The 25529-nt window shown below is 31.9% G+C and carries 22 protein-coding genes; 14 read left to right on the top strand and 8 right to left on the bottom strand.

Annotated elements, in window-relative coordinates; all coding sequences use genetic code 11:
- Window positions 1-152 precede the first annotated feature (152 nt).
- A complete protein-coding gene (locus AC1RRU_RS09505; RefSeq protein WP_046464763.1) occupies window positions 153-1274 on the top strand; it encodes an HAD family hydrolase in 1122 nt (373 codons plus the stop codon).
- A gap of 128 nt (window positions 1275-1402) precedes the next feature.
- Here the strand turns inward: AC1RRU_RS09505 and serA are convergent, their stop codons facing one another.
- The 3 genes from serA to AC1RRU_RS09520 all read right to left on the bottom strand — a co-directional run bounded on the left by serA (window position 1403) and on the right by AC1RRU_RS09520 (window position 4707).
- Window positions 1403-3001: a phosphoglycerate dehydrogenase gene (serA, locus tag AC1RRU_RS09510; RefSeq protein WP_048667927.1), complete on the bottom strand. Its 1599-nt coding sequence runs from the start codon at window positions 2999-3001 to the stop codon at window positions 1403-1405.
- Complete coding sequence (locus tag AC1RRU_RS09515) at window positions 2991-4151, bottom strand: pyridoxal-phosphate-dependent aminotransferase family protein (protein WP_053023171.1); 1161 nt, start codon at window positions 4149-4151, stop codon at window positions 2991-2993. The genes serA and AC1RRU_RS09515 overlap by 11 nt, the downstream gene beginning before the upstream one ends.
- Before the next feature lie 115 nt (window positions 4152-4266).
- Window positions 4267-4707 carry an OsmC family protein gene (locus tag AC1RRU_RS09520; RefSeq protein WP_011275502.1) on the bottom strand — a complete coding sequence of 147 codons (441 nt, stop codon included), beginning with the start codon at window positions 4705-4707 and terminating at the stop codon, window positions 4267-4269.
- 78 nt (window positions 4708-4785) lie between these two features.
- Between AC1RRU_RS09520 and AC1RRU_RS09525 the strand changes: the two genes are divergently transcribed.
- A complete protein-coding gene (locus AC1RRU_RS09525; RefSeq protein ID WP_011275503.1) occupies window positions 4786-5532 on the top strand; it encodes a glycerophosphodiester phosphodiesterase in 747 nt (248 codons plus the stop codon).
- Window positions 5533-5605: 73 nt separating this feature from the next.
- Here the strand turns inward: AC1RRU_RS09525 and rpsD are convergent, their stop codons facing one another.
- A complete protein-coding gene (gene rpsD, locus AC1RRU_RS09530; protein ID WP_011275505.1) occupies window positions 5606-6208 on the bottom strand; it encodes a 30S ribosomal protein S4 in 603 nt (200 codons plus the stop codon).
- Window positions 6209-6432: 224 nt separating this feature from the next.
- Window positions 6433-6900, bottom strand: a complete 468-nt coding sequence (locus AC1RRU_RS09535) for a GAF domain-containing protein (RefSeq protein WP_011275506.1) — start codon at window positions 6898-6900, stop codon at window positions 6433-6435.
- A 130-nt stretch (window positions 6901-7030) separates the two neighbouring features.
- Between AC1RRU_RS09535 and ezrA the strand changes: the two genes are divergently transcribed.
- From ezrA to AC1RRU_RS09570, 7 genes are all read left to right on the top strand, one after another.
- Complete coding sequence (ezrA, locus tag AC1RRU_RS09540; RefSeq protein WP_011275507.1) at window positions 7031-8725, top strand: septation ring formation regulator EzrA; 1695 nt, start codon at window positions 7031-7033, stop codon at window positions 8723-8725.
- 375 nt (window positions 8726-9100) lie between these two features.
- On the top strand, window positions 9101-10237 hold the full coding sequence (locus AC1RRU_RS09545; protein WP_011275508.1) for a cysteine desulfurase family protein: 1137 nt from the start codon (window positions 9101-9103) through the stop codon (window positions 10235-10237).
- Window positions 10238-11461 (top strand): tRNA uracil 4-sulfurtransferase ThiI, encoded by a 1224-nt coding sequence (gene thiI / locus AC1RRU_RS09550; RefSeq protein WP_011275509.1) that lies wholly within the window; start codon window positions 10238-10240, stop codon window positions 11459-11461.
- Window positions 11462-11502: 41 nt separating this feature from the next.
- The gene (locus tag AC1RRU_RS09555; protein WP_011275510.1) at window positions 11503-12279 is read left to right on the top strand and encodes a sulfite exporter TauE/SafE family protein; all 777 of its coding nucleotides are present in this window, start codon (window positions 11503-11505) and stop codon (window positions 12277-12279) included.
- Window positions 12280-12369: 90 nt separating this feature from the next.
- On the top strand, window positions 12370-12864 hold the full coding sequence (gene tpx, locus AC1RRU_RS09560; RefSeq protein ID WP_011275511.1) for a thiol peroxidase: 495 nt from the start codon (window positions 12370-12372) through the stop codon (window positions 12862-12864).
- 132 nt (window positions 12865-12996) lie between these two features.
- Complete coding sequence (locus AC1RRU_RS09565) at window positions 12997-13944, top strand: class I SAM-dependent methyltransferase (RefSeq protein ID WP_493196579.1); 948 nt, start codon at window positions 12997-12999, stop codon at window positions 13942-13944.
- A gap of 81 nt (window positions 13945-14025) precedes the next feature.
- A complete protein-coding gene (locus tag AC1RRU_RS09570; protein WP_011275513.1) occupies window positions 14026-15222 on the top strand; it encodes an acetate kinase in 1197 nt (398 codons plus the stop codon).
- A 148-nt stretch (window positions 15223-15370) separates the two neighbouring features.
- Here AC1RRU_RS09570 and AC1RRU_RS09575 read toward each other — a convergent pair whose 3' ends face one another.
- Window positions 15371-15868 carry a universal stress protein gene (locus AC1RRU_RS09575; protein ID WP_011275514.1) on the bottom strand — a complete coding sequence of 166 codons (498 nt, stop codon included), beginning with the start codon at window positions 15866-15868 and terminating at the stop codon, window positions 15371-15373.
- Between the two features lie 143 nt (window positions 15869-16011).
- Between AC1RRU_RS09575 and ald the strand changes: the two genes are divergently transcribed.
- Window positions 16012-17133: an alanine dehydrogenase gene (gene ald, locus AC1RRU_RS09580; protein ID WP_011275515.1), complete on the top strand. Its 1122-nt coding sequence runs from the start codon at window positions 16012-16014 to the stop codon at window positions 17131-17133.
- 73 nt (window positions 17134-17206) lie between these two features.
- Here ald and AC1RRU_RS09585 read toward each other — a convergent pair whose 3' ends face one another.
- Window positions 17207-18262 (bottom strand): M24 family metallopeptidase, encoded by a 1056-nt coding sequence (locus AC1RRU_RS09585; RefSeq protein WP_011275516.1) that lies wholly within the window; start codon window positions 18260-18262, stop codon window positions 17207-17209.
- 154 nt (window positions 18263-18416) lie between these two features.
- Between AC1RRU_RS09585 and AC1RRU_RS09590 the strand changes: the two genes are divergently transcribed.
- Complete coding sequence (locus tag AC1RRU_RS09590) at window positions 18417-19106, top strand: metal-dependent hydrolase (protein WP_011275517.1); 690 nt, start codon at window positions 18417-18419, stop codon at window positions 19104-19106.
- 123 nt (window positions 19107-19229) lie between these two features.
- On the opposite strand, the gene AC1RRU_RS09595 is transcribed toward AC1RRU_RS09590, so the two are convergent.
- Window positions 19230-19643: a universal stress protein gene (locus tag AC1RRU_RS09595; RefSeq protein ID WP_011275518.1), complete on the bottom strand. Its 414-nt coding sequence runs from the start codon at window positions 19641-19643 to the stop codon at window positions 19230-19232.
- Window positions 19644-19871: 228 nt separating this feature from the next.
- Here AC1RRU_RS09595 and AC1RRU_RS09600 point away from each other — a divergent pair, with 228 nt between their 5' ends.
- From AC1RRU_RS09600 to AC1RRU_RS09610, 3 genes are read left to right on the top strand one after another with little or no spacing between them, the layout of a single operon-like run.
- Entirely contained in the window at window positions 19872-21176 is a 1305-nt protein-coding gene (locus AC1RRU_RS09600; RefSeq protein ID WP_016930827.1) for a DRTGG domain-containing protein, read from the top strand.
- A gap of 37 nt (window positions 21177-21213) precedes the next feature.
- On the top strand, window positions 21214-22152 hold the full coding sequence (locus AC1RRU_RS09605) for a DHH family phosphoesterase (RefSeq protein ID WP_053020149.1): 939 nt from the start codon (window positions 21214-21216) through the stop codon (window positions 22150-22152).
- A 21-nt stretch (window positions 22153-22173) separates the two neighbouring features.
- Window positions 22174-25377 (top strand): DNA polymerase III subunit alpha, encoded by a 3204-nt coding sequence (locus AC1RRU_RS09610; protein WP_011275521.1) that lies wholly within the window; start codon window positions 22174-22176, stop codon window positions 25375-25377.
- Window positions 25378-25529: the final 152 nt, after the last annotated feature.

A 25529-nucleotide genomic window follows, 5' to 3' on the forward strand; every position in this document is an offset into this window, starting at 1 on the left:
CAAAAAAAGAGATTAAACAACTTAAAGTTGCTTAATCTCAATATTTGGACTCATCAGTCCGATTTGACGTAGAGCCTTTATTATTGACATTGAGATATAAGACGTTAAGATTATAAGTATCAGAATATTCAAAAATAATGGAGCGAAAAGTCATGAAATCAATTTTGTTTGATGTAGACGGTGTATTCTTAAGTGAGGAACGTTGTTTCGATACGTCAGCTTTAACTATAGAGACATTACTCAAAAGTGAACATTTTTTAGGTTTAGATAAATCATTTAAATTAAATGCGTTAAGTGACGAAACTATAAATGATATTCGCAGTAAAGTATTTAATGATGATATCATTCTTAATCGATTAAAATCAATGGGATTAAATTCAAATTGGGATATGTTATTTGTCGTTTTTTGCATACATTTTATCCATTTGATGAAAGAATTTACAGTTCAAGAGATTAAAGACATAATAACTGATAATCATTTTTCAGTAAAAAGTATTCAAGAAATTCAATCAATGATTAACAAAAATTTTAGAATTGATTATGAACTTCCTATGAATTTTATTAGTCAAAGTCAAGGTGGTAAAGATAATATTTATGCCGAGTTGCAACAATATGCTAGAGAAGAATTAAATGTTAATGATGCAAGCCTCTTTAAACTTAAAGGACCTCTATGGTTTGTTGCAAGAGATTTATACCAAGAATTATACTTAGGTTCTGAATTATTTAAGCAAGTTGAAGAAAAGCCATCTATTCTTGAGGGCATTAATGGTTTTATTTATCACGAAACTGTTCTTAGACCTGTTGAAGAGATTAAGTCCTTGCTTAGTACTTTAAAAGAAAGAGGCTATCATCTTGCAATAGCTACAGGTAGACCTAGAACTGAAACATTAGTTCCATTTGAATCTTTAGGTTTAAAAGCGTTCTTTTCAGATAATCACATTGTTACTGCAAGTGATGTTATGGAAGCTGAAAATGAATATCCTGACTTTACTCTAGGTAAGCCTAATCCTTTTTGCTATATTGCTACTCTATATGGAAATAACAAGGAGAATTATAAACAATTCATTAGCCAACAAGATCAAATTGTAAATAAAGAAGATGTAAACATTGTTGGTGACTCACTGGCTGATTTATTCTGTGCTAAACAAATAGGTGCTACTTTTATAGGAACATTAACAGGTTTAAAAGGGCAAGAGGCTCGTAAAGAATTGGAGCATCATGAAGCGGATTATATTGTTGATCATATAGGTTTGATTAAAAATATTTTATTGTAAGGTTAATTCACCATAAATTGATATTAAATCATTAGTATTAATACGCCCCTCAGTGATGAAGTAAAATCCATCATAGAGGGGCATAATTATTTCAAGTAGATATAGTCGTGATTCTTCAAAAAGATTAGTTATTTGACTGAGAGTGTAGTTCCATATATTTTATCGAAACCACCCACATCATATAGTTCATTGATAATATCCTCAGTAACAGGTTGATCAATTGATAATACCATCATCGCTTGGCCTCCTTGTATATTTCTGCCAAGTGACATTGATGCAATATTAATATTATGTCTACCTAGTAGCTGACCAGTTAAACCGACCATACCAGGCTTGTCACCATGATAAGAAACAAGTTGATAGGCATTAGGTTTAAAGTCAACAGAGTAATCATTAATACGTACAATACGAGCACCAAAGCCAGCTATTACCGTGGCACCAATTTTTACTTCTTCCGTATCACTTACTAAATGAACTTGAATATAATTACTAAAAGTACCTTGTGATGCTCTTTTTTCAACGTTACGTGTTACACCTTGTTCATTTAAAAGTGCAAAAGCATTAATGATATTAACACGATCTCCTAAATCCTGTTGTAAAATTTGTTTTACAATTGACCGTGTAATTAAGTCAGTTTCCTGTTTAGCGACATCACCATTAAAAGTCACCTTGATTTCTCTCGGTGCACCTTCAATTAATTGAATGGCTAATTCACCAGATAACTCACCTATTTCAATCCATTGTTGTGTTATTTCATCTATATCATTGAAACTAATTTTTGGCGCATTGACTGCGTGTGTTACATTACCTTTTTCCAGTATATCTATAATTTCTTCTGACACTGATACTGCAACTTTCTCCTGAGCCTCAATAGTTGATGCACCTAAGTGTGGTGTAACAATGATTTTATCATGCTCAATTAATGGTGAATCGGTAGGGGGTTCATGTTCAAATACGTCTAATGCAGCACGTGCAATCTGATTATTATTTAGTGCATTTAATAAATCATCTTCATTGATGATACCGCCTCTTGCGACGTTAATAATTTGCAATATTGGTTTTGCTTTTGAAAAGAAATCAGCATTCACAATACCTCTTGTTTTAGGTGTTAATGGCGTATGAACTGTTACAAAATCAGCTTGTCTAGCTATTTCATCTATGGTAGCAAGTTTAACGCCTAATTGCTGTGCTTTATCTTCAGTAAGATAAGGGTCATAAGCTAACACTTTCATACCGAAACTTTGAAGACGTTGTGCTACACCAATACCTATTCGTCCTGCACCTATGACACCTAATGTTTTCTGATAAAGTTCGACCCCCTTAAACGCTTTTCTATTCCATTCCTTATTTTTTAAAGATGCATGCGCTTGAGGAATATTTCTAGCCATCGCTAAAATCATAGCTACTGAATGTTCAGTTGCAGAAATAGTATTACCATCAGGTGCATTAATGACTAAAATACCTTGGAGAGTAGCAGCGTCAATATCAATATTGTCTACGCCAACGCCAGCACGGGCGATAACTTTCAAATTACTAGCCTTTTCAATGACTTGTTGAGTAACTTGCGTCTGACTACGAACAATTAAACCCTCGTAATCACCTATAATATCTAATAGTGATTGTTCATCTAAATCCGTTTTAATATCGACGTTAAAATCAGAATGGTTTAATAAACTTTGTAATCCATCTGTTGAAATAGGGTCTGACACTAGAATATTATGCTTCACTATGAATCACCTCTGAAAATTTTGTTAAGCCTCTACCAATATAATTCGTTTGACGGTAATCTGTAAGTATAATCTCTAAAGCACTTATCACTGAAAGCATATCGAAAGGTGAGACTTTACCCATATGTCCGATACGTAAAATCTTTCCTTTCAATTTACCTTGACCACCAGCAATTGTAATATTAAATCTTGTTTTTAAAGTTGATTTAATATGAGTTAATTCATCTTTGGATGTTGGTATAAATGATGTTACCGTAGGGGAAGCGAAATCATCTTCTACTAAAAGTTCCAAATCTAATGCATTTAAAGCTAATCTTAGACCGTCTCTAATAATATAGTGACGTTTAATGGTATTTTCAAATCCTTCAGAATGAATTAATTCAGCATAAGCGTTTACTGCTCTAAATAACCCGACATTTGGTGTAAAAGGAGTAGAATCTTGTTGAAGTGAGTCAAAGTATTTATTTAAATTTAAGTAAAAGCGTGGTGTAGTCACTTCTTTGAAACGTTTCAATGCACGATCATTATAAGCTACGAATGCTAGACCAGGTGGCAACATAATTGCTTTTTGACTCCCAGAAACTAACACATCTATGTAGTCACGCTCTAAATTAACATCTACAGCACCAATACAACTCACACCATCTACAACAAAGTAGATATCTTGATTGAATGTTTTCAATGCTTTACCAAGTTCACCTACAGGATGTAGGACAGCTGTTGACGTTTCGCAGAATTGAGTAAATACAGCACTGATTTGATGATTTAAATTGTTAAGATATGTTATGAATTCTTTAATATCAATGGATTGTCCCCATTCCACATTATATATGTGTACATTTTTATAGTATGTCTCAGCAATTTGTTTAAAGCGATTGCCAAATGCGCCTGACACTATAACGACAAAATGATCATCGGGATTAACTATATTTAACATACTTGCTTCTAAGACACTAGTGCCACTTGATGTTAAAATCATAACTTCATTTTCTGTACCAAAAATGGGTTTTAAATTGTTAAATGCTTTTTTAGCTATAGATTCAAAATCTGGTGAACGGTGACCAGCCATAGGTAAACCTAAAGCATGATTGATTTCCTTTGGAACTGGAGTAGGTCCTGGTGTTAATAAAAGTGGTTCATAATAATTCATTAAATTTCCTCCCACGGTATAAGATTTAATCATTTTACCAAATATTCTGATAATTTAAAAGAGTAATCACCATGTTTATATGAGATTCATGGTGAAACTAGCGCAATTTTAACAATTATTGAATTGACGCTTGAATTTTAATTTCTACATTATTACGTATAGAATTCGAAATCATACAATTATTATCAGCTATTTCTAATAATTTAGGAAGCCTTTTCTCAAGATTCTCTTTGTCTTCCGCAGTCACTGAAATTTTAGGATAATGTGTTATTGTTACCATTTTAAACTTACCATTCTCGAATAGGGCAGTACCTACTGAATTATTTATCAGATTGATGTCGGTAAATTTTGCTCTTTCTAACGTTGCTGCCAATGAGATGATATAACAAGACGATGCAGCTGAAACTAATAATTCATCGGGATTTGTACCTACTCCATTACCACCGAGCGGTGCAGGTATAGAAATTTGTTCAGAAATAATGTCTCCATTAACAGTTCCAACTTCTTCTCTTCCACCACGCCATTTTGTTTGTACTTTAAAATCATGCTTAACCATTTATGTTTAACCTCCACTTATAATATGGTATTTTAAGTGTAGTTTAAAGTGTGACATAATTAAAGAAAGGTGACTTTTATGAAAATTAATAAACCTAATCAAGCATTTCAAATAGTTGCTCATCGTGGTTTATCTAATCATTTTCCAGAAAATACTCTTGTTGGTTTTAAGGCGGCTTTAATGCAACATGTTGATATGTTAGAAATAGATGTACATTTCAGTAAAGACAATCATTTGGTTGTTATACATGATGACACTATTAATCGAACTTCGAATGGTGAAGGAAAAGTAAAAGACTATACACTTGAAGAATTGTTAAAATTTGATTTTGGAGTAAAACATGATAAATCCTTTCAAAATACTAAGATTTCGACATTTGAAGAGGTGTTATCCTTAATTAAAAATTTTTCAAAAAAGTTACTTATTGAGATTAAAGTTCCACATCAATATCCAGGAATTGAAGAAGCTGTATTGAATGCTTTAGAAATATATAAAGTTCCTAAATACAAAGCAATCATTCAATCTTTTGATGAAGATTGTGTGAAACGTTTAAACTCATTGGATAGTGAGTATCAATTAGGGCTGCTTATTAGTAGAAAGAAATATTGGTATAAATCTCCAAATTTTGAAGAAATATCTGATTATGCAAATTTTATTAATCCTAATTACAAATTAGTTAATTCTAGATTTATAAAAAATGCACATAGTCAATCATTGAAGGTTATTCCATATACTGTGAATAAACCGAAAGACGCTAAAAAACTTATCAACCTTGGCGTAGATGGCATTATTTCTGATTTACCAGAGGATATCTTTAGATTATAAAATCACTTAGATCATCTATGAATAAAAAAACCACCCATTCCATAAGGAAGGGTGGTTGTTCATTATCATGAACTTATCTTGAGTAGTACTCAACGATTAATTGTTCATTAATTTCAGCTGGTAATTCGCTACGTTCAGGGAAGCGTACGAAAGTACCTTTTAAGCTATCTGCATCAAAGTCTAAGTATTCTGGTACGAAATTATTAATTTCAACAGATTCTTTGATGATGTCTAAGTTTTGTGATTTTTCACGTACAGTGATAACTTGACCAGGTTTTAATGAATATGATGGAATATCAACACGACGACCATCAACTTCAACGTGACCGTGACCAACTAATTGACGTGCTTGACGACGAGTGCGAGCTAAACCTAATGAATAAACAACTGCGTCTAAACGACTAGCTAATAAAATCATGAAGTTTTCACCATGTACACCGTGTTGTTTACCAGCGATGTCAAATGTGTTACGGAATTGTCTTTCAGTCATTCCATATAAATAACGTAATTTTTGTTTTTCACGTAATTGTAAACCATATTCTGATAATTTTTTACGTTGGTTTGGACCGTGTTGTCCTGGTGCGTAAGGACGTTTTTCTAATTCTTTACCAGTACCGCTTAATGAGATACCTAAACGACGAGATTTTTTCCAGTTTGAACCTCTGAATCGAGCCATATTAAGACTCCTCCTTTTTCTTTTTTGTTGTTATGAATAAACAAAAAAGAGTGTTGCATGCCCAATAGGATATGTTGTTTTATGTGTCTTCACCTTATAGCGTCAGTTACGCGACACGTCCTCATCGGGAACAACATAGAGCTTATTGATATGCAACTGCTATTTTCGTTAATTCACACAAAGTTCATTGTAACAGTATTTTACAAAGTGTCAATACTTTTTAGTTATTTAGTTAGCTGTTTTTCAATAACTTTGACAATAACTTCTAAACCTTCCTTGTCTTCATTAGTAAATCGATCTGTGATAGGTGCATCAATATCTAGAACCCCAATTATTTCATCATTGACATGAATTGGAATAACTATTTCTGATTTACTATTTGCATCGCAAGCAATGTGGCCTGGGAACGCGTGTACATCTTTAACTAACTGAGTTTTATCTTCTGCAACTGCAGTACCACAGACACCTTTGCCAATTGCAATATGAACGCAAGCTGGATGACCTTGGAAGGGTCCAAGAATGAGTTCTTCATTTTCAATTAGATAAAAACCAACCCAATTAATTTGATCTAAATTATCATTTAATATAGCTGATGTATTGCTTAGAATTGCGATAAGGTTCTGTTCGTCTTCGATTAAACTTTGAAGCTGTTTCGTTAATAAATTATAATTTGTTTCTTTTATCAATGGCATATGCTTACCTCATTTTGTTATTTTTAATAAAAGTATAAATGGAAAAATTTATTCTATCAATTCATTCATTTACTATTTTAATGAAAGCGGTATTTGCGTTATAATAATGATAATATAGGAGGAGAATGAGATGGTTTTATACACAATATTAGCAATAATTATCATTGTTTTAATCATTGTAGGAATCATGTTTTATTTACGTTCTAATAAACGAAAAATTGTTGAAGAAGCTGAAGAACGTAAGTTAAAAGTTCAAAGATTACCTTTTGAAGAAAATTTAAAACAACTTTCTGAATTAAATTTAAAAGGTGAAACTAGAAAAAAATATGATGCCTTTAAGAGAGACACCTTAGACTATACAAATAACTATTTAGCACCTGTAGAGGAAAAAATCCACGATGCTGAAATTCAACTTGATAAGTTTCAATTTTCTGGAGCTCAAAGTGACATTGATGATGCACATGAATTAATGGATAAATATGAAGCTGGGTATCAACAACAAGTTGAAGACGTTAATGAAATTGTTTCTTTACATAAGGAAAATGAACAAGTTTATGAAAAGTGCAAGACTAATTATCGAGAAATGAAGCGTGATGTGTTAGCTAACAGACATCAGTTCGGCGATGCAGCTTCACCACTTGAAAAAAGAATTGAATCATTTGAGCCAGAACTTGAACAGTATGAAGAACTTAAAGAAGAAGGTAATTACGTTCAAGCACATAACCACATTATGGGTCTAAATGAATCTATGAATGAAGTCCAAAAGTATATGGATGAAATTCCAGAACTAATTAGAGAAGCCCAAAAAGAACTACCTGGACAATTTCAAGATTTGAAATATGGTTGTCGCGACTTAAAGATGAACGGTTATGATCTAGATCACGTTAAAATCGATGGTACGCTACAAAGCTTAAAGACAGAGTTGAATTTTGTAGAACCTATGATCAGTCGTCTTGAGTTAGATAATGCAAACGATAAACTTGAACAAATTAATGATAAGCTTGATGAAATGTATGATTTGATTGAGCATGAAGTTAAAGCTAAAAATGAAGTGGAAGAAACTAAAGAACAAATTACTGATGAATTGTTCAAAGCACGTGAGATGAATTACACATTACGTACAGAAATTGACTATATTCGTGAAAATTATTTCATAAATGAAAGTGATGTTCATAGCATTAGACAACATGAGAACGAAATTCAAAATTTAGTAGCTGTATATGATGAAATTCTTAAAGAAATGGCTAAATCTGCTGTACGTTACAGCGAAGTTAAAGACAACCTAGAATATTTAGACGATCACGTTAAAGTAATTAATGAGAACCAAGAAAAATTACAAAATCATCTTATTCAATTGAGAGAAGATGAAGCTGAGGCAGAAGATAATCTTTTAAGAATTCAATCTAAAAAAGAAGAAGTTTATCGTCGACTTTTAGCTTCAAATTTAACAAGTGTACCAGAAAGATTCATTATTATGAAAAATGAAATTGACCATGAAGTTCGTGAAACTAATGATCAATTTAGTGAACGTCCAATTCACGTTAAACAACTTAAAGATAAAGTTGCCAAAATTGTTATTCAAATGAATACTTTTGAAGATGAAGCAAATGATGTGTTGGTGAATGCCGTATACGCAGAACGTTTAATTCAATATGGTAACCGTTATCGCAAAGATCATAATAATGTAGATAAGAGTTTAAACGAAGCAGAACGCTTGTTTAAAAATAATCGTTACAAACGATCAATTGAAATTTCAGAACAAGCACTTGAAAGTGTAGAACCTGGAATTACTAAATATATTGAAGATGAGGTAGCCAAAGGTTAATTACGCTTGTCTTATTGACAATAAAAATTTATAACTTTGGTAAGTAATAAATGTTAGGTTAAAGCAAATAAATAGTAGTCTATTTTGAGGTGGGATAATGAATTCGTAATGAATTCTATCCCATCTTTTTTGATTTGTTTAAAGTTATAGTAAGTTATTGAATTCAAGGGGGAGTTACTTTAATTCAGAACGCTTAATAAATAATGCTAAATAAGTTTTCAACTCAAAATCATTTAATTTGAGTTCGACGCCTTTTATTTTTATTTAAAAATAGTATAATGCTTTAGTATCTATTTTTGAATAATATGTCTATAAAAGATAAATTTACTAAGGGTAAATAAATAATTTAATAGAGAATGAAAGAGAGTGTTTTAAGTGATCTATTTTGATAATGCAGCCACTACAAAGCCTCATAAAGATGTACTCGATTCATTTAATAAAGTAAATGAAACTGTTTATTTCAATCCAAATAGTCCTCACAAGTGGGGGTTGCAAGCGGAGAAGGTGCTTCTACAAGCAAAGGAACGTATATCATCAATGCTATCTATAGGACAAAAAACAGATGTTATTTTCACAAGTGGTGCCACTGAATCGAATAATATAGCTTTAAAAGGTATTGCTTATCGTAAAAAGCAATTTGCAAATGAAATTATTACTTCCGTTTTAGAACATCCATCTGTCTTAGAAGTTATGAGATATTTAGAAGAAGATGGGTTTGTATTAAAATATGTTGATGTTAATGCGGATGGCCGTGTTGATATTGAACATTTAGCTTCATTGATGAATGACAAGGTCGGTCTTGTTTCTTGTATGTATGTGAATAATATTATGGGTCAAATTCAACCTATTGATGAAATAGTGGACATATTAAAAGATTATCCTAAAGCACATTTACACGTTGATGCAGTTCAAGCTTTAGGAAAAGTAACAATGAACCTTGAAGGTGTTAATAGTGTAAGCTTTAGTGGTCATAAATTTAATGGACTAAAAGGACAGGGTCTCCTATTAATTGATAATAAAGATAAATTAGAACCTATTGTTCACGGCGGAGGACAAGAATACGGCGTAAGAAGTGGAACAGTGAACTTACCGATGAATGTGTCACTAGTTAAAGCAATAACTTTAGCAATAGATAATTTAAATGAACGTCATCAACGATTAAGTGATTACAACCATGAATTACGTGAATTTTTAAAAGAGTTTAGAGGTGTATATATCAATTCTCCTTTGGATTGTGCACCGCAAATATTAAATATTGCGTTTCCAGGTGTGAAGGGTGAGGTCTTAGTTAATGCATTTTCTAAATTGGATATCATGGTTTCAACTACAAGCGCTTGCTCATCTAAAAGAGGAAAACTAAATGAAGTTTTAATGTCAATGGGACTCCCGGATAATAAAATTGAAGGAAGTATTAGATTATCCTTAGGAGATATGACTACTCAAGAAGATATTGATCAATTTAAAGTGAAATTTGAAACGATATACAAAGAAATTAAGGAGTTGTTAAAGTAAATGGAGTTTGATCATTTATTAGTTAGATATGGTGAACTAACTTTAAAAGGAACAAATCGGAAAAAGTTTGTAAATGCTTTGAAAGATAACGTCATTAAGTCTTTACAAACTATAGAAGGAACGCATGTTAAAGGCAAGAGAGATAGAATGTATATCTCATTAACTGAAGAAGCAGATGCACAGGAGGTAATCAATCGTTTAACTAAAATATTTGGTATTAAATCTATTAGTCCTGTTCATAAAACCTCTCAAGAATTAGATGAAATAAAAAAATTATGTGTTGATTTAGCTCAAGATTTTAAACCGGGAGAGACATTCAAAATTGATGTTAAACGTGTAGATAAGTCATTTCCAATGGACACATATGCTTTACAACGTGAACTTGGAGGTGCGATTTTACAAGCAACTGAAGATATATCGGTTGATGTGAAACAACCCGATTATAACGTAAGAGTTGAAGTAAGAATGGATGGTGTGTATGTATTCACACAAATTTATGAAGGTGCTGGTGGTTTACCAGTTGGCACTGGCGGTAAAACACTCTTAATGTTGTCAGGAGGCATAGACTCTCCAGTAGCTGGGATGGAAATTATGAAACGTGGTGTTTATATAGAAGCGATTCATTTCCATAGTCCACCTTTTACTAGTGAAAAAGCTAAAGACAAAGTGATTGAACTTACACGTATCCTCTCTGAAAGAGTGGGACCAATAAAATTGCATATAGTGCCATTTACAGAATTACAAAAACAAATAAATAAAGTAGTTCATCCTAGATACACAATGACATCTACGCGTCGCATGATGTTACGTGTAGCGGATATTGTATTAGAAAAAGTTGGGGCTAATGCGATTGTTAACGGTGAAAATTTAGGACAAGTGGCAAGTCAAACATTAAAGAGTATGTACGCAATTAATGATGTGACTTCTACTCCGATTTTAAGACCACTTGTTTCGCTTGATAAGGAAGATATTGTCAAGAAAGCACGAGAGATTGGTACATTTGATGTTTCGATTCAACCTTATGAAGACTGTTGTACTATTTTCACTCCTAAAAATCCTGTAACTGAACCAGATTTTGATAAAGTAATTAAATATGAAAGTGTATTTAACTTCGATGAAATGGTTCAACGTGCAGCAGATAATATTGAAACATTAACTATTAATAAAGATTATAAGAGCGAAAAAGACCAAAACACTGATGCATTAATTGATGAGTTATTCTAAAATAGAATAATCAAGTATTAAGAACAAAGGGGATAAGCATCATGGAGATAACGCTAAATATTATATTAATTATTATAGCATTTGGATTTTTAGCTGCTTTTATCGATGCAGTAGTAGGTGGTGGGGGCCTAATTTCAACACCAGCTTTATTAGCTATAGGAATGCCACCTTCATTGGCGCTTGGTACTAACAAATTAGCCAGTTCATTTGGATCGCTTACAAGTGCAATTAAGTTTATACGTTCAGGCAAAGTAGATTTAAATATTGTACTTAAGTTATTTCCATTTGTGTTTATATTTGCAGCAGGCGGTGCTAGTTTAGCTACTATGTTGCCTGCACAAATTTTAAAGCCTTTAATTATCATTATATTGAGCCTTGTACTGATATATACAATTATGAAAAAAGATTGGGGAAATGTGCGCACATTTTCTAAGCTAACAATTGGTAAAGCTGTCATTTTTGTATCTTTAATGTTAATAATTGGCTTTTATGATGGTTTCTTAGGTGGAGGCACTGGCTCTTTTATGTTATTTGTTTTGCTTATGTTTGGATTTGATTTTTTGAGTGCAGCAGGTAATGCGAAAGTCTTAAATTTTGCTTCTAATTTAGGTGCATTAGTTCTTTTTATTATCTTAGGCCAGGTTGATTTTGTGTATGGCTTAATTATGGCTGTAAGTATGATTATAGGTTCATATGTAGGTGCACAATTTGCCATAAGCAAAGGTGTTGGTTATGTAAAGATACTTTTTATTATCGTTACAGCAGTTCTAATTTTGAAAAACACATATGACTACATTTTACAACTGCTTCAACATTAGATATGATTCAGTTTTAAATGATTGATTTAAGTTTTACCACTGTCGTATGATAACAATATAATGATAAAAATTATAGGAGGTCATTTCATCATGACACAAATTACTTTTAAAAATAATCCAATTCATTTAGCTGGTTCTGAAGTATCAGAAGGGCAACATGCTCCTGACTTTAAAGTATTAGATAACGATTTAAATGAAGTTAGTTTAGAAAATTATAAAGGTCAAAAGAAATTAATCAGCGTTGTACCTTCTATTGATACAGGTGTGTGTGACCAACAAACTCGTAAATTTAATGAAGAAGCGGCGCAAGAAGACGGTGTTGTTTTAACGATTTCTGCAGATTTACCATTTGCTCAAAAAAGATGGTGTGCATCAAATGGTTTAGATAACGTTATCACTTTAAGTGACCATAAAGACTTATCATTTGGTCAACAATATGGTGTCGTTATGGAAGAGTTAAGATTATTAGCTCGTTCTGTATTTGTATTAGATAGCAATGACAAAGTTGTATATAAAGAATTAGTTAGCGAAGGTACTGATTTCCCTAACTTTGATGCTGCATTAGAAGCATATCGCAACATTTAATATCAATTTTTAGATGATAGATATAACGTAAAAGTGTCCATATTTATTTCAAAAATGCTACTTTAAATTAGCGTTGATTATTTTTAAGAAATAAACCGAATGGACACTTTTTTAATGGAGAGGATTAAGTTTATGAGTGAAGAACAAACAATCATGGAAAAGCTTTTTAAAACATTAGATGAAAAAGCTAAAGTTTTAAATGAACAAAACGGTCAAAGTTTTATTGAGAATTTAGGATTAGCAATGGAAGATGTTTATAGTAATAAACGTGAATTACTAGAACAAGCCACATTACAAGATCGTAGAAAAGCATTTCAGTTCGCTTATTTAAGTTTAATGCAAGAAGAAACAATTCAAGCCAATCACCAAATAACACCCGATTCTATAGGTTTAATTCTCGGATTTTTAGTTCAAAAATTTACTGAAAACAACGAAGAATTACATGTTGTAGATATCGCTAGTGGTGCAGGCCATTTAAGTGCATCTGTTAATGAAGTGCTTAAGGATACTACAATAATGCATCATCTTATTGAAGTTGATCCGGTACTTTCAAGAGTTAGTGTACATTTAGCAAATTTCTTGGAGATACCGTTTGATGTTTATCCTCAGGATGCAATTATGCCGTTACCTTTAGAAGAAGCGGATATTGTTATTGGTGATTTACCGATAGGATATTATCCTCTAGATGAACGAAGTCATGAAATGCAATTAGGTTTTAAAGAAGGGAATAGCTATTCACATTATTTACTAATTGAACAAGCAATTACTGCCTTAAAACAATCTGGTTTCGCATTTTTAGTAGTTCCAAGTAATATTTTTGAGAATGACAATGTAAAACAGTTAGAAAATTTCATTGCTACAGAAACAGAAATGCAAGCATTTTTAAATTTACCTAAGACGTTATTTAAGAACGAAAATGCGCGTAAATCAATATTGATTTTACAAAAGAAAAAATCGAATGAGACTAAGCCAGTTGAAGTGTTATTAGCAAATATTCCTGATTTTAAAAATCCTAATCAATTCCAAGGATTTATTGGTGGATTAAATACTTGGATGAAAGACAATCATCCTCAAAAATAAACTGTGATATTCTTGAATTATGGCTGTATTAATGGTTAAATAAATATGGATATTAATTAATAAATTGGAGGACAATAATATATGTCTAGTTTAGTTTTAGCGATTAACGCTGGTAGTTCTTCTTTAAAATTCCAACTAATAAGAATGCCTGAAGAAACTCTAGTAACAAAAGGTTTAATCGAACGTATCGGTATTAAAGATTCAATCTTCACAATTGAAGTGAATGGTGAAAAAATTAAAGATGTTAAAGATATCAAGGATCATGAAGAAGCTATTAACATCATGTTAGACAGTTTCAAACAACATGGCATCATTGATGACATTAATGATATTGCTGGTACAGGACATCGTGTCGTGCACGGTGGTGAGTTATTCCCAACGTCTGCATTAGTTACAGATAAAGTGGAAGAACAAATTGAATCATTAAGTGAATTAGCACCATTGCATAACCCTGCTAACTTAATGGGTATCCGTGCATTCAGAAAATTATTACCAAACATTCCTCATGTAGCAGTGTTTGATACTTCATTCCACCAATCAATGCCAGAACAATCATATTTATATAGCTTACCTTACCAATACTATAAAGATTATGGCATTCGTAAATATGGTTTCCACGGTACAAGTCACAAATATGTATCACAACGTGCTGCTGAAATCATGAATAAACCAATTGAAGAGTTACGCATTATCTCTTGTCATATTGGTAATGGTGCATCAATTGCTGCCATCGATGGTGGTGAATCAATCGATACATCAATGGGGTTCACTCCATTAGCGGGTGTAACAATGGGTACACGTTCAGGTAATATCGACCCTGCATTAATTCCATTCATTATGCAAAAGACTGGTCAAAACGCCGAAGAAGTTCTTAATGTATTAAACAAAGAATCAGGTCTACTTGGTATTTCAGGTACATCAAGTGACTTACGTGACCTTGAAAGTGATGCAGAAGAAGGAAAAGAACGTGCACAATTAGCACTAGACGTATTTGCTTCAAGAATTCATAAATATATTGGTTCTTATGCTACAAGAATGCATGGCGTGGATGTCATTGTATTTACAGCTGGTGTAGGAGAAAACTCTTCAACAGTTCGTGCTAAAGTATTAGAAGGCTTAGAATTCATGGGCATCTATTGGGATCCTAAGAAAAATGAAACAATCCGTGGTGAAGAAGGATTTATCAATTACCCACACTCACCAGTTAAAGTTATTGTTATTCCAACAAATGAAGAAGTTATGATTGCTAGAGATACAGTTAAATTTGGCGAATTATAATTTATTAATACTGACAACATGCATTGTAATTAGACAATGTATGTTGTCTTTTTTAAATAAAATTGTGACAAATAAATAATGACGATAAAGTCAAAGACCTTATCGCCATATTAAACTCACTTTGTAAATGAATAGTTAGATATAACTATTATGAATATTGTTTTCTAAATTCTGGAGTTGCAACTTCAGGTTGGAAATCTTCAGGAATTTCTTCTGTACGCACTACTAATACATCACATGGTGCGTGACGTACAATTGCTTCAGATACAGAACCGACAATAAATCTTTCAACGGCATTTAAACCTGAAGTACCACACATAATTAAATCTACACCTAATTCACTTGCTAATTTTTTAGGGATAATTGCTTTAGGAGAACCAAACTCTAAACGAGTTTCAACGTTAGTTACTCCAGCACGCGTTGCAACTTCTTGATAACCTTTTAATAATTCTTCAGAGAAACTTCTAGACTTCTCAGTGAATTGTGCATCGTATACTTCATAAGAAGAATACGTTCTTGAATCGATAATGTTCACTATAGTTAATTTAGCGTCATTACGTTTAGCTACGTCTACTGCTTTATTGAAAGCCCACTCAGCTTCGTGTGAACCATCAACTGCGATTAAAATGTTTTTGTATGTTAACATCTTAATAACCCCCTTAGCTTTTCTTACTTATATATTACCACAAATTTCAGAATTTTTACTCTTTATATTTTAACAATAATGTGTACTTTTTCTGATTGCGCTTTCATTGGTTTAGCGTTACGATAGTGATGGAGGTGGATGGAATGAAAATTGGTATTCCAAAAGAGATAAAAAATAACGAAAACAGAGTTGGTTTGTCACCAAGTGGTGTACATGCATTAGTTGAGCAAGGACATACAGTACTTGTTGAGAAAGATGCTGGTTTAGGTTCATTCTTTGAAGATAAAGATTACAAAGATGCAGGTGCTGACATTGTATCTGAACAGTCATCTGTATGGGATGTAGAAATGGTTATTAAAGTTAAAGAACCATTGGAAGAAGAGTATAAATATTTCAAAGAAGGACTCATCTTATTTACATACCTACATCTTGCTAATGAAGAAAAATTAACTCAAGCGTTAGTTGATAATAAAGTCGTAGGTATTGCCTATGAAACGGTTCAATTACCTGACCGTTCATTACCATTATTAACACCAATGAGTGAAGTTGCAGGACGTATGTCTGCTCAAGTTGGTTCACAATTCCTACAAAAATTTAACGGTGGAATGGGTATTTTACTTGGAGGCGTTCCTGGAGTACCAAAAGGTAAAGTATCTATCATCGGTGGCGGTCAAGCTGGTACAAATGCGGCTAAAATCGCACTAGGTTTAGGTGCTAATGTTACAATCTTAGATGTAAACCCTAAACGATTAGCTGAATTAGATGATTTATTTGATGGCCGTGTGAACACAATTATGTCTAACCCATTAAATATTGAAAATGCAGTAAAAGAAAGTGATTTAGTTATTGGTGCCGTATTAATCCCTGGTGCAAAAGCACCTAGCTTGGTAACTGAAGATATGATTAAACAAATGAAAGATGGTTCAGTGATTGTTGATATCGCTATTGACCAAGGTGGTATTTTTGAAACTACAGATAAAATTACGACACACGATGATCCAACATATGTAAAACATGGTGTTGTTCACTATGCAGTTGCGAATATGCCAGGTGCAGTACCTCGTACATCTACAATTGCATTAAATAATGCAACATTACCTTATGCGCAATTATTAGCAAGTAAGGGTTACCGTGAAGCATTCAAAGCAAACCACGCATTATCTTTAGGTTTAAATACGTACAAAGGTCATGTAACTCATAAAGGTGTAGCTGAAGCGTTCGGTTTAGAATACACATCTGTTGAAGATGCATTAAAAGAAGATTAATAATTGATTTAATATAAATAATCCAGTTGAGTACATAGTTATTTTACTATTAACTCAACTGGATTTTTAATTTTTATTTATCATAGTGTGTTAGTATTTCATAACCATTTTCAGTTACTAAAATATCATCTTCAATACGTACGCCAGCAACATTAGGTACATATATACCAGGTTCTATCGTAATAACCATTCCCGCTTCAAGTAGGTTTGAATTTGTACTTGAAACATCTTGATATTCATGCTCTTCTAAACCAAGGCCATGTCCTAATCTGTGAGGGAAATAATCACCGTATCCAGCATCACTTATAATGTCTCTAGCGATTTTATCAATATCTTGTAAAGGGACGCCTGCTCTAATTGCCTCAATTGCATTGGTTTCTGCTTCTAAAACAATATTATAAATTGTTTGAGCTTCTTCAGAAGGGGTTCCGAATTTTACTGTACGTGTCATATCGCTACAATAATGATTATATATAACCCCTAAATCAAATAATACATATTCATCTTTAACTAGTTTTCTTTCTCCTGGTGTTCCGTGAGGTGATGCAGCGTGATCTCCAAATAATACCATTGTGTCAAAACTCATCTCACTAACACCAAATTTTTTGATTTCATTTTCAATATGATTGACTACTTCACGTTCTGTTACACCGACTTTAAGGAATTCGGTACCAATTTCGATGCATTTGTCAGCGAGCTTTGCCGCTTCGCGAATATTTTCAATTTCGGATTCGTTTTTAATATTACGTAATTCTTTAATTGTTTGATCAATATCGCCATAGTGCTGAACACCAAAGTTTTGAGTTAACTCGCGTTGACGTTTTACTGTTAAGTGTTCACTTTCAATCAATAACTTATTAAAAGATAACGGATCAATTTCAAAAGGATTCTCAGTATCTAAGTAACCAATGATTTTTCCTTCAAATGGAGAATTCTTAACTTCTTCAACTTCCATCTTTGGACAATATAAGGTTTGATCTCCATTTGCTGTAATTAATAGTGCAAATAGTCTCTCGTGAGGTTCGCTTCTATACCCAGTGAAGTAGAATACATTGAGAGGAGTTGTTATCCATGCAGCGTCAGCTTGTTCATGTTGTAATTGTTTAGTTATTTTTTCGATTTTACTCATTCAATCATCTCCATTAAGTATTTATGTTAATTTTACGTCTAATCAGCTTAGAATTCAAAATTATTTAATATAATAAGCGATTATTTTAGTTTCATGTTATATCTTTAATAGCTAGGGTATAATTATAATAATCAAGCAATAGGAGGCTATAATTATGAAACTTTCTTTTCATGGGCAATCAACGATTTATTTTGAAGGTAATGGTAAAAAAGTAATTGTAGATCCATTTATTTCGGGTAATGACAAATGTGATTTAGATGAACAAACATTAGATGTAGACTATATAATTTTAACTCATGGTCATGCTGATCACTTTGGCGATGTAGTTGAATTAGCAAATCGTAATCACGCAACGGTTATAGGTTCTGCTGAATTACAAGGGTATTTAAGTACTTATCATGGTGTAGAAGATGTTCATGGTATGAATATCGGTGGCAAAGCTAAATTTGATTTCGGTAGCGTTAAATATGTTCAAGCTTTCCATAGTTCAAGTTTCACACATGAAGATGGTATCCCTGTTTACTTAGGAATGCCAATGGGACTTATATTAGAAGTTGAAGGTAAAACGATTTATCACATGGGTGATACAGGATTGTTTAGTGATATGAAGTTAATTGCTGAAAGACACCCTGTAGATGTATGTTTTGTCCCAATTGGTGATAACTTTACTATGGGTATTGATGATGCAAGTTATGCAATTAATGAATTTGTTAAACCTAAGATTTCAGTTCCAGTTCATTACAATACTTTCCCATTAATTGAACAAGATCCACAACAATTTAAGGATGCAGTACATGAAGGTGAAGTACAAATATTAGAACCTGGTGAGTCTGTATCATTTTAATAGATTTTAAATAAATATGAAGTGATTAATTAGTTAAATGAAATTAATAAGCACAAAGGTGATTTATACATGAACAATCATCTTTGTGCTATTATTTTGACGCATCTTTTGAAATTTTACTAACTATTTTACAATCAGTACAGGGATGGTAGCACGTTTTGCTACTTTATGACTTACACTACCTAATACGAATTTTTTCTGAGATTCAGCTTTACGGTTACTTAATACGACGATTTCATATTTACCACTATTAGCGTGTTTCACTAATTCGTCCTTAGGGTTACCACGTACGATGATTTGATCATAATCAATGCCATAGTCTTCTAAAGTAGTTCGTGTTTTTTCTAGCAATTGACTACGTTTTTCAGTCAATTCATTAATATGCGTACCAGCTTTAATTGATGCTTGTGCATCCTGTTCGCCAATCGCATTTAAAATAGTTACTACGGTATCTGGACCTGCTAATTTTGATACTTCCTTCAACGCTTTCTCATTTTTTAATTGAGTATCTACACCTAATAAAATATTTTTATACATAGGTCATCCCTCCTCATAAACAATTATATATAAAATGTTTTAATTTTACCAATGTATATAATTAAAATAATTAAAGATTTAATTAACATAACTTGATTTATTAATTAATAAAAAATCAAACTGATGAAGCGTTTCTAAAACTAATTAATTTACATTTTCTAAATCGATTTTTTATGATTAAAAAGTTATAATAAATAAAACACTGTACATTATAAAGAGGTATTATCAATGACTAAACATGAACAAATCATAGCATACATAGAATCGTTAAATGTTGGCCAAAAAATTTCTGTCAGGAAAGTTGCCAAAGTAATGAAAGTATCTGAGGGAACGGCATATAGAGCTATAAAAGATGCCGGACAACTTGGGTTAGTAACTACCATTGATAGAGTAGGTACAGTACGTATTGATAAAAAGAATCGTGAGGAGATTGAGAACCTTACGTTTAATGAAATTTTAAATATCATTGATGGAGATATCATTGGTGGCAAAAATGGATTAAAAAAAAGTGTTTCAAAATTTGCGATAGGTGCAATGGAACTTAAAGATGTGGTTAAATATTTAAGTCATCATACATTGTTAATCGTAGGTAATAGGCCGGATGTTCAGTTAGAAGCGTTAAAAAGAGGTAGTGGCGTACTTATTACTGGAGGTTTTAAAACGACACAAAAAATTATTGATTATGCTAATAATCATGATTTACCAATCCTGTCTTCAAATTATGATACATTTCTTGTAGCGAATATTATCAATAGAGCAATGTATAATCAAATGATTAGAAAAGAAATTTTAATAGTTGAAGATATAGTGAAACCAATTAACGATATGACGGTAATTTTTGATGAAATGGGTATTGAAGATTATAAATCACGTGCCAAAGTTACAGGTCATTCAAGGTTTCCAGTTGTAGATAAAGATTGGCGATTAGTTGGTATCGTTACGAGTAAGGAAGTCATCCAAATGAACTCGGATGATACCATTGCTAAAGTAATGACGAAACGTCCTATTAATGTTGAATTAAATACTACGGTAGCGAGTTGTGCTCACATTATGATTTGGGAAGGGATTGAGATATTACCCGTAACTCAGAATAAAAGAGCAATAGGTGTAATAACGAGAGATGACGTATTAAAAGCGATGCAACTTATTGGCAGACAACCTCAAATAGGTGAGACGATTAATGATCAAATAGCGAAACATATTACGATTTCACAAAGTGACATTTCGGTTGAGGTTTCTCCGTTATTAACCAATCAATATGGAACATTAAGTAAGGCTGTATTTGTCGCTATTATTGAAGAAACAATAAAGCATGAATTGCGAAAATATAAAAAGGTAGATGTTATGATTGAAAGTTTAAATATCATCTATATTAAAACTGTGCCAATTGAAGCATCAATTAGAGTACAATATGACATGCTCGATGTTGGAAGGAACTTTGCAAAATTGGAAGTCGCGATGGTAAGTGGTAATGAAAAAGTCGCAAATGCAATGATAATTTGTCAGATGTTTGAAGATATGCAAAGTATTTAATTTTAAAGTAATAAATCTAATTTAAGGAGATATAACAATGGTAGAAATTTTTAATGAAATCATGCAAAGAGTTAAAGAGGCAGAAACAATTATTATTCATAGACATGTGAGACCTGATCCAGACGCTTATGGCTCACAACTTGGATTAAAGTTATATCTTGAACGAAAATTCCCTGAAAAAAATATCTATGCTACAGGTGAAGCTGAACCATCATTATCATTTATAGGAGACTTAGATGAAATTGATGACAGTGTATATAGTGATGCACTTGTAATTGTATGTGATACTGCAAATGCACCACGTATTGATGATCAAAGATATTTAAATGGACAGTCATTAATTAAAATAGATCATCATCCTGCTACTGATCAATATGGTGATGTAAATTTTGTTAATACTGAAGCATCTTCTACAAGTGAAATTATATTTGATTTCATCTCACATTTTAATGATCTAAGTATAATTGATGAACATGTAGCTCGAGTATTGTATTTAGGTGTTGTTGGAGACACAGGGCGATTCTTATTTAGTAATACATCACCTCATACAATGGAAGTTGCTAGTCAATTATTGGCATATCCATTCAATCACAATGCTGAATTAAATAAAATGTCCGAAAAAGATCCTAAGTTAATGCCTTTCCAAGGATATGTTTTACAAAATTTTGAACTATCAGATTCACATGAATATTGTCAAATTAAAATAACTAATGATGTTTTAAAGCAGTTTGACATTCAGCCTAATGAAGCTTCTCAATTTGTAAATACAGTTGCGGATATTAGCGGTTTAAAAATATGGATGTTTGGTGTAGATGAGGGAGATCAAATTAGATGTCGTATTCGATCTAAAGGGATCACTATTAATGATGTCGCTAATCAATTTGGTGGGGGAGGCCACCCAAATGCATCAGGTGTGTCAGTCTATAGTTGGGATGAATTTGAAGAATTAGCACAAGCTTTACGTCAGAAATTATAAATTTAAGAAAGGAAGTCATTCATGGTTGCTCATTTAAATCTTCATACAACATATGATTTATTAAATTCTAGTTTGAGAATCAATGATGTAGTTAAAAAAGCACAAAATAATCATTATGATACATTAGCGATTACTGATACTAATGTCTTATATGGCTTCCCAAAATTTTATGATGCTTGTATTAAAGCCAATATTAAACCAATTTTTGGAATGACAGTTAACGTTACGGATGGTTTGTATACAATTGAGACTGTGGTTTTAGCTATAAATAATGATGGATTAAGATCACTATTTCAACTCTCTTCTGCAATTAAAATGAAGCAAAAAGAGGTTATATCAGTTGAGTGGTTAAAAAAGTATTCAACAAATTTTGCAATCATATTTAAACAAGCAAATCAATCTCATTATTCTATAGTTGAACAATTTCAAAACCATCAAAATATATTTATAAATCATTCAAGCGACTTAGCATTTTATAATAATATAAGAGTAGTTTGGTTTAAAAATGCACGATACTTAAATCAAGAAGATGTTGAGACGATTCCAGCACTTGAAGCAATTAAAAATAATACTAAGATAGATCTGGTTAATGATACTGAAGATATTGGGGAACATTTTCCTAAACAAAATGAATTAGAAACATTAAATATAGATAGAGAGGTATGGAATAATACACTTGAACTAGCTAGTTTATGTAATGCAAGCTTAGAATATCATCAAAATTTACTACCTAAATTCGATGCACCATCAGGTAATTCTTCAAAAGAGTATTTATGGTCACAACTCCAATCAAGTTTAAAAAAGATGGAATTAAATCATGATGAACGCTATACAAAAAGATTAGAACATGAATATCGCGTTATAACTGAAATGGGTTTTGAAGACTACTTTTTAATTGTGAGTGATTTAATTCACTACGCTAAAACACATGATGTTATGGTTGGTCCTGGGCGGGGGTCCTCAGCTGGTTCATTAGTTAGCTTCCTGCTCGGCATTACTACAATAGATCCAATTAGATTTAATTTATTATTTGAACGTTTTTTAAATCCTGAACGTGTAACAATGCCTGATATAGATATTGATTTTGAAGACACGCGTAGGGAAAGAGTCATTCAATACGTTCAAGACAAATATGGAAAACATCGTGTTTCGGGTATTGTCACATTTGGACATTTATTGACTAGGGCTGTTGCAAGAGATGTAGGTCGCATAATTGGATTTAATGATAAAACTTTAAATGAAATTTCTAAGTTAATACCTCATCAACTTGGTATAACTTTAGATAAGGCATATGAGGATGAGCAATTTAAGCAATTTGTACATAGAAATCATCGACATGAAAAGTGGTTTGAATTAAGTAAGAAATTAGAAGGCTTACCTAGACATACTTCAACACATGCAGCAGGTATTATTATTAACGATCAACCTCTATATAATTATGCACCACTAACATTGGGCGATACTGGTTTATTGACGCAATGGACGATGACAGAAGCAGAGCGAATTGGTTTACTTAAGATTGACTTTTTGGGGTTAAGAAATTTATCTATCATACATCAAATTATCACTCAAGTAAAAAAAGATTTAAATATTTCTTTAGAGATTGAAGAGATACCGTTTAATGATGTAGACGTATTTAAGTTATTATCTAGAGGAGATACAACTGGAATCTTCCAACTTGAATCTGAAGGTGTAAGAAAAGTATTAAAACGACTTCAGCCTGAACATTTTGAAGATATCGTTGCGGTTACGTCTTTATATAGACCAGGACCTATGGAAGAAATTCCTACTTATATTTCACGACGACACAACGAAAGTGAAATTAAATACTTACACCCTGATTTAGAACCCATACTTAAAAATACGTATGGTGTAATAATCTATCAAGAACAAATTATGCAAATCGCTAGTCAATTTGCTAGCTTTAGTTATGGACAAGCAGATATTCTACGTCGTGCCATGAGTAAAAAGAATAGAGCAGTATTAGAAAGTGAAAGACAACATTTTGTTGAAGGTGCGATAAAAAATAAATATGATGAGAAGATAAGTAAACAAATATTTGATTTAATTCTTAAGTTTGCTGATTATGGATTTCCTAGAGCACATGCGGTAAGTTATTCAAAAATTGCATATATCATGGCATATTTGAAGGTTCACTATCCTAATTATTTTTATGCTAATATTTTAAGTAATGTCGTTGGTAATGAATCTAAAACAGCGGCCATAATTGATGAAGCTAAAAATCAAAAATTGAAAATTTTGCCTCCTAATATTAATGAAAGCCATTGGTATTATAGAGCAACTAAATCAAATATTTATCTATCCTTAGGTGCTATTAAAGGTGTTGGTTATCAGAGCGTTAAATCAATTGTTGATGAAAGGTATCAAAATGGTAAGTATAAAGATTTCTTTGATTTTACTAGACGAATACCAAATCGCATAAAGACTAGAAAATTACTTGAATCATTAATATTGGTAGGCGCTTTTGATACTTTTGGAAAAACACGTTCAACTTTATTAAGTTCTATTGATCAAGTTTTAGATGAAGTGTCAAATGTAGAACAAAACGATTTATTATTGGATATTTTAACACCTAAACAATCCTACGCTGATAAAGATGAATTTAGTGATCAAATGATTAGTAGTTACGAAATGGAATACTTGGGATTTTATGTTTCTAATCATCCAGTCGAAAAGCAATTTAATAAAAAGCAATATTTAGGTATCTATACACTAAGTAATGTTGTAAATCACAAACCTATTTTGGTTCAAGTAGATCAAATCAAACAAATAAGGACCAAGAATGGTCAAAATATGGCATTTTTAGTTCTAAATGATGGACGACATACGATGGATGCAGTTTTATTTCCAGATAAATTCAAACGTTATGAAACTCAATTAAATGAGAGAGAAATGTATGTTGTTTGGGGAAAATTTGAAAAGAGAAAACAACAATTGCAGCTCATTTTAAATCAAATGGATTCAGTTGAACATTTTGAAGTAACTAAAATAAATGAGGCATCTCAAATTATTTTAAGAAACATTCAAAACTTAGATGAAATTAAACAAATTCTTAATGATCATAAAAACAACCATATGATTAAAGTGAATATATATAATGAACAAACTGGAGAACTTGATTATTTGGGTAGTATGGATAAAACATCGAATGAAATTAAAAACTTTGTTGAGGCTTTTGATCCAAAAGATATAAGAATTTTATAACTTTTATGTATAAAAAAATTATGATATAGTAAACTGATGATTTATAAAATAAAGTCATCAGTTTATTTTATCTTAAAAAATTTTAAATGCAGAGAATATATATTCATTATACTGATGAACTTTCGATATTTTAGTAAATAAACAGGGGTTGA

This window comes from Staphylococcus sp. GW821-FHT11H10, from assembly GCF_058807855.1.

What these genes read in the sequence shown, in the direction of transcription:
- AC1RRU_RS09505 (WP_046464763.1), top strand. Translation starts at nt 153, where the DNA reads ATGAAATCAATTTTGTTTGATGTAGACGGTGTATTCTTAAGTGAGGAA.
- AC1RRU_RS09515 (WP_053023171.1), bottom strand. Translation starts at nt 4,151, where the DNA reads ATGAATTATTATGAACCACTTTTATTAACACCAGGACCTACTCCAGTT.
- AC1RRU_RS09520 (WP_011275502.1), bottom strand. Translation starts at nt 4,707, where the DNA reads ATGGTTAAGCATGATTTTAAAGTACAAACAAAATGGCGTGGTGGAAGA.
- AC1RRU_RS09525 (WP_011275503.1), top strand. Translation starts at nt 4,786, where the DNA reads ATGAAAATTAATAAACCTAATCAAGCATTTCAAATAGTTGCTCATCGT.
- rpsD (WP_011275505.1), bottom strand. Translation starts at nt 6,208, where the DNA reads ATGGCTCGATTCAGAGGTTCAAACTGGAAAAAATCTCGTCGTTTAGGT.
- AC1RRU_RS09535 (WP_011275506.1), bottom strand. Translation starts at nt 6,900, where the DNA reads ATGCCATTGATAAAAGAAACAAATTATAATTTATTAACGAAACAGCTT.
- ezrA (WP_011275507.1), top strand. Translation starts at nt 7,031, where the DNA reads ATGGTTTTATACACAATATTAGCAATAATTATCATTGTTTTAATCATT.
- thiI (WP_011275509.1), top strand. Translation starts at nt 10,238, where the DNA reads ATGGAGTTTGATCATTTATTAGTTAGATATGGTGAACTAACTTTAAAA.
- AC1RRU_RS09555 (WP_011275510.1), top strand. Translation starts at nt 11,503, where the DNA reads ATGGAGATAACGCTAAATATTATATTAATTATTATAGCATTTGGATTT.
- tpx (WP_011275511.1), top strand. Translation starts at nt 12,370, where the DNA reads ATGACACAAATTACTTTTAAAAATAATCCAATTCATTTAGCTGGTTCT.
- AC1RRU_RS09565 (WP_493196579.1), top strand. Translation starts at nt 12,997, where the DNA reads ATGAGTGAAGAACAAACAATCATGGAAAAGCTTTTTAAAACATTAGAT.
- AC1RRU_RS09570 (WP_011275513.1), top strand. Translation starts at nt 14,026, where the DNA reads ATGTCTAGTTTAGTTTTAGCGATTAACGCTGGTAGTTCTTCTTTAAAA.
- AC1RRU_RS09575 (WP_011275514.1), bottom strand. Translation starts at nt 15,868, where the DNA reads ATGTTAACATACAAAAACATTTTAATCGCAGTTGATGGTTCACACGAA.
- ald (WP_011275515.1), top strand. Translation starts at nt 16,012, where the DNA reads ATGAAAATTGGTATTCCAAAAGAGATAAAAAATAACGAAAACAGAGTT.
- AC1RRU_RS09585 (WP_011275516.1), bottom strand. Translation starts at nt 18,262, where the DNA reads ATGAGTAAAATCGAAAAAATAACTAAACAATTACAACATGAACAAGCT.
- AC1RRU_RS09590 (WP_011275517.1), top strand. Translation starts at nt 18,417, where the DNA reads ATGAAACTTTCTTTTCATGGGCAATCAACGATTTATTTTGAAGGTAAT.
- AC1RRU_RS09595 (WP_011275518.1), bottom strand. Translation starts at nt 19,643, where the DNA reads ATGTATAAAAATATTTTATTAGGTGTAGATACTCAATTAAAAAATGAG.
- AC1RRU_RS09600 (WP_016930827.1), top strand. Translation starts at nt 19,872, where the DNA reads ATGACTAAACATGAACAAATCATAGCATACATAGAATCGTTAAATGTT.
- AC1RRU_RS09605 (WP_053020149.1), top strand. Translation starts at nt 21,214, where the DNA reads ATGGTAGAAATTTTTAATGAAATCATGCAAAGAGTTAAAGAGGCAGAA.
- AC1RRU_RS09610 (WP_011275521.1), top strand. Translation starts at nt 22,174, where the DNA reads ATGGTTGCTCATTTAAATCTTCATACAACATATGATTTATTAAATTCT.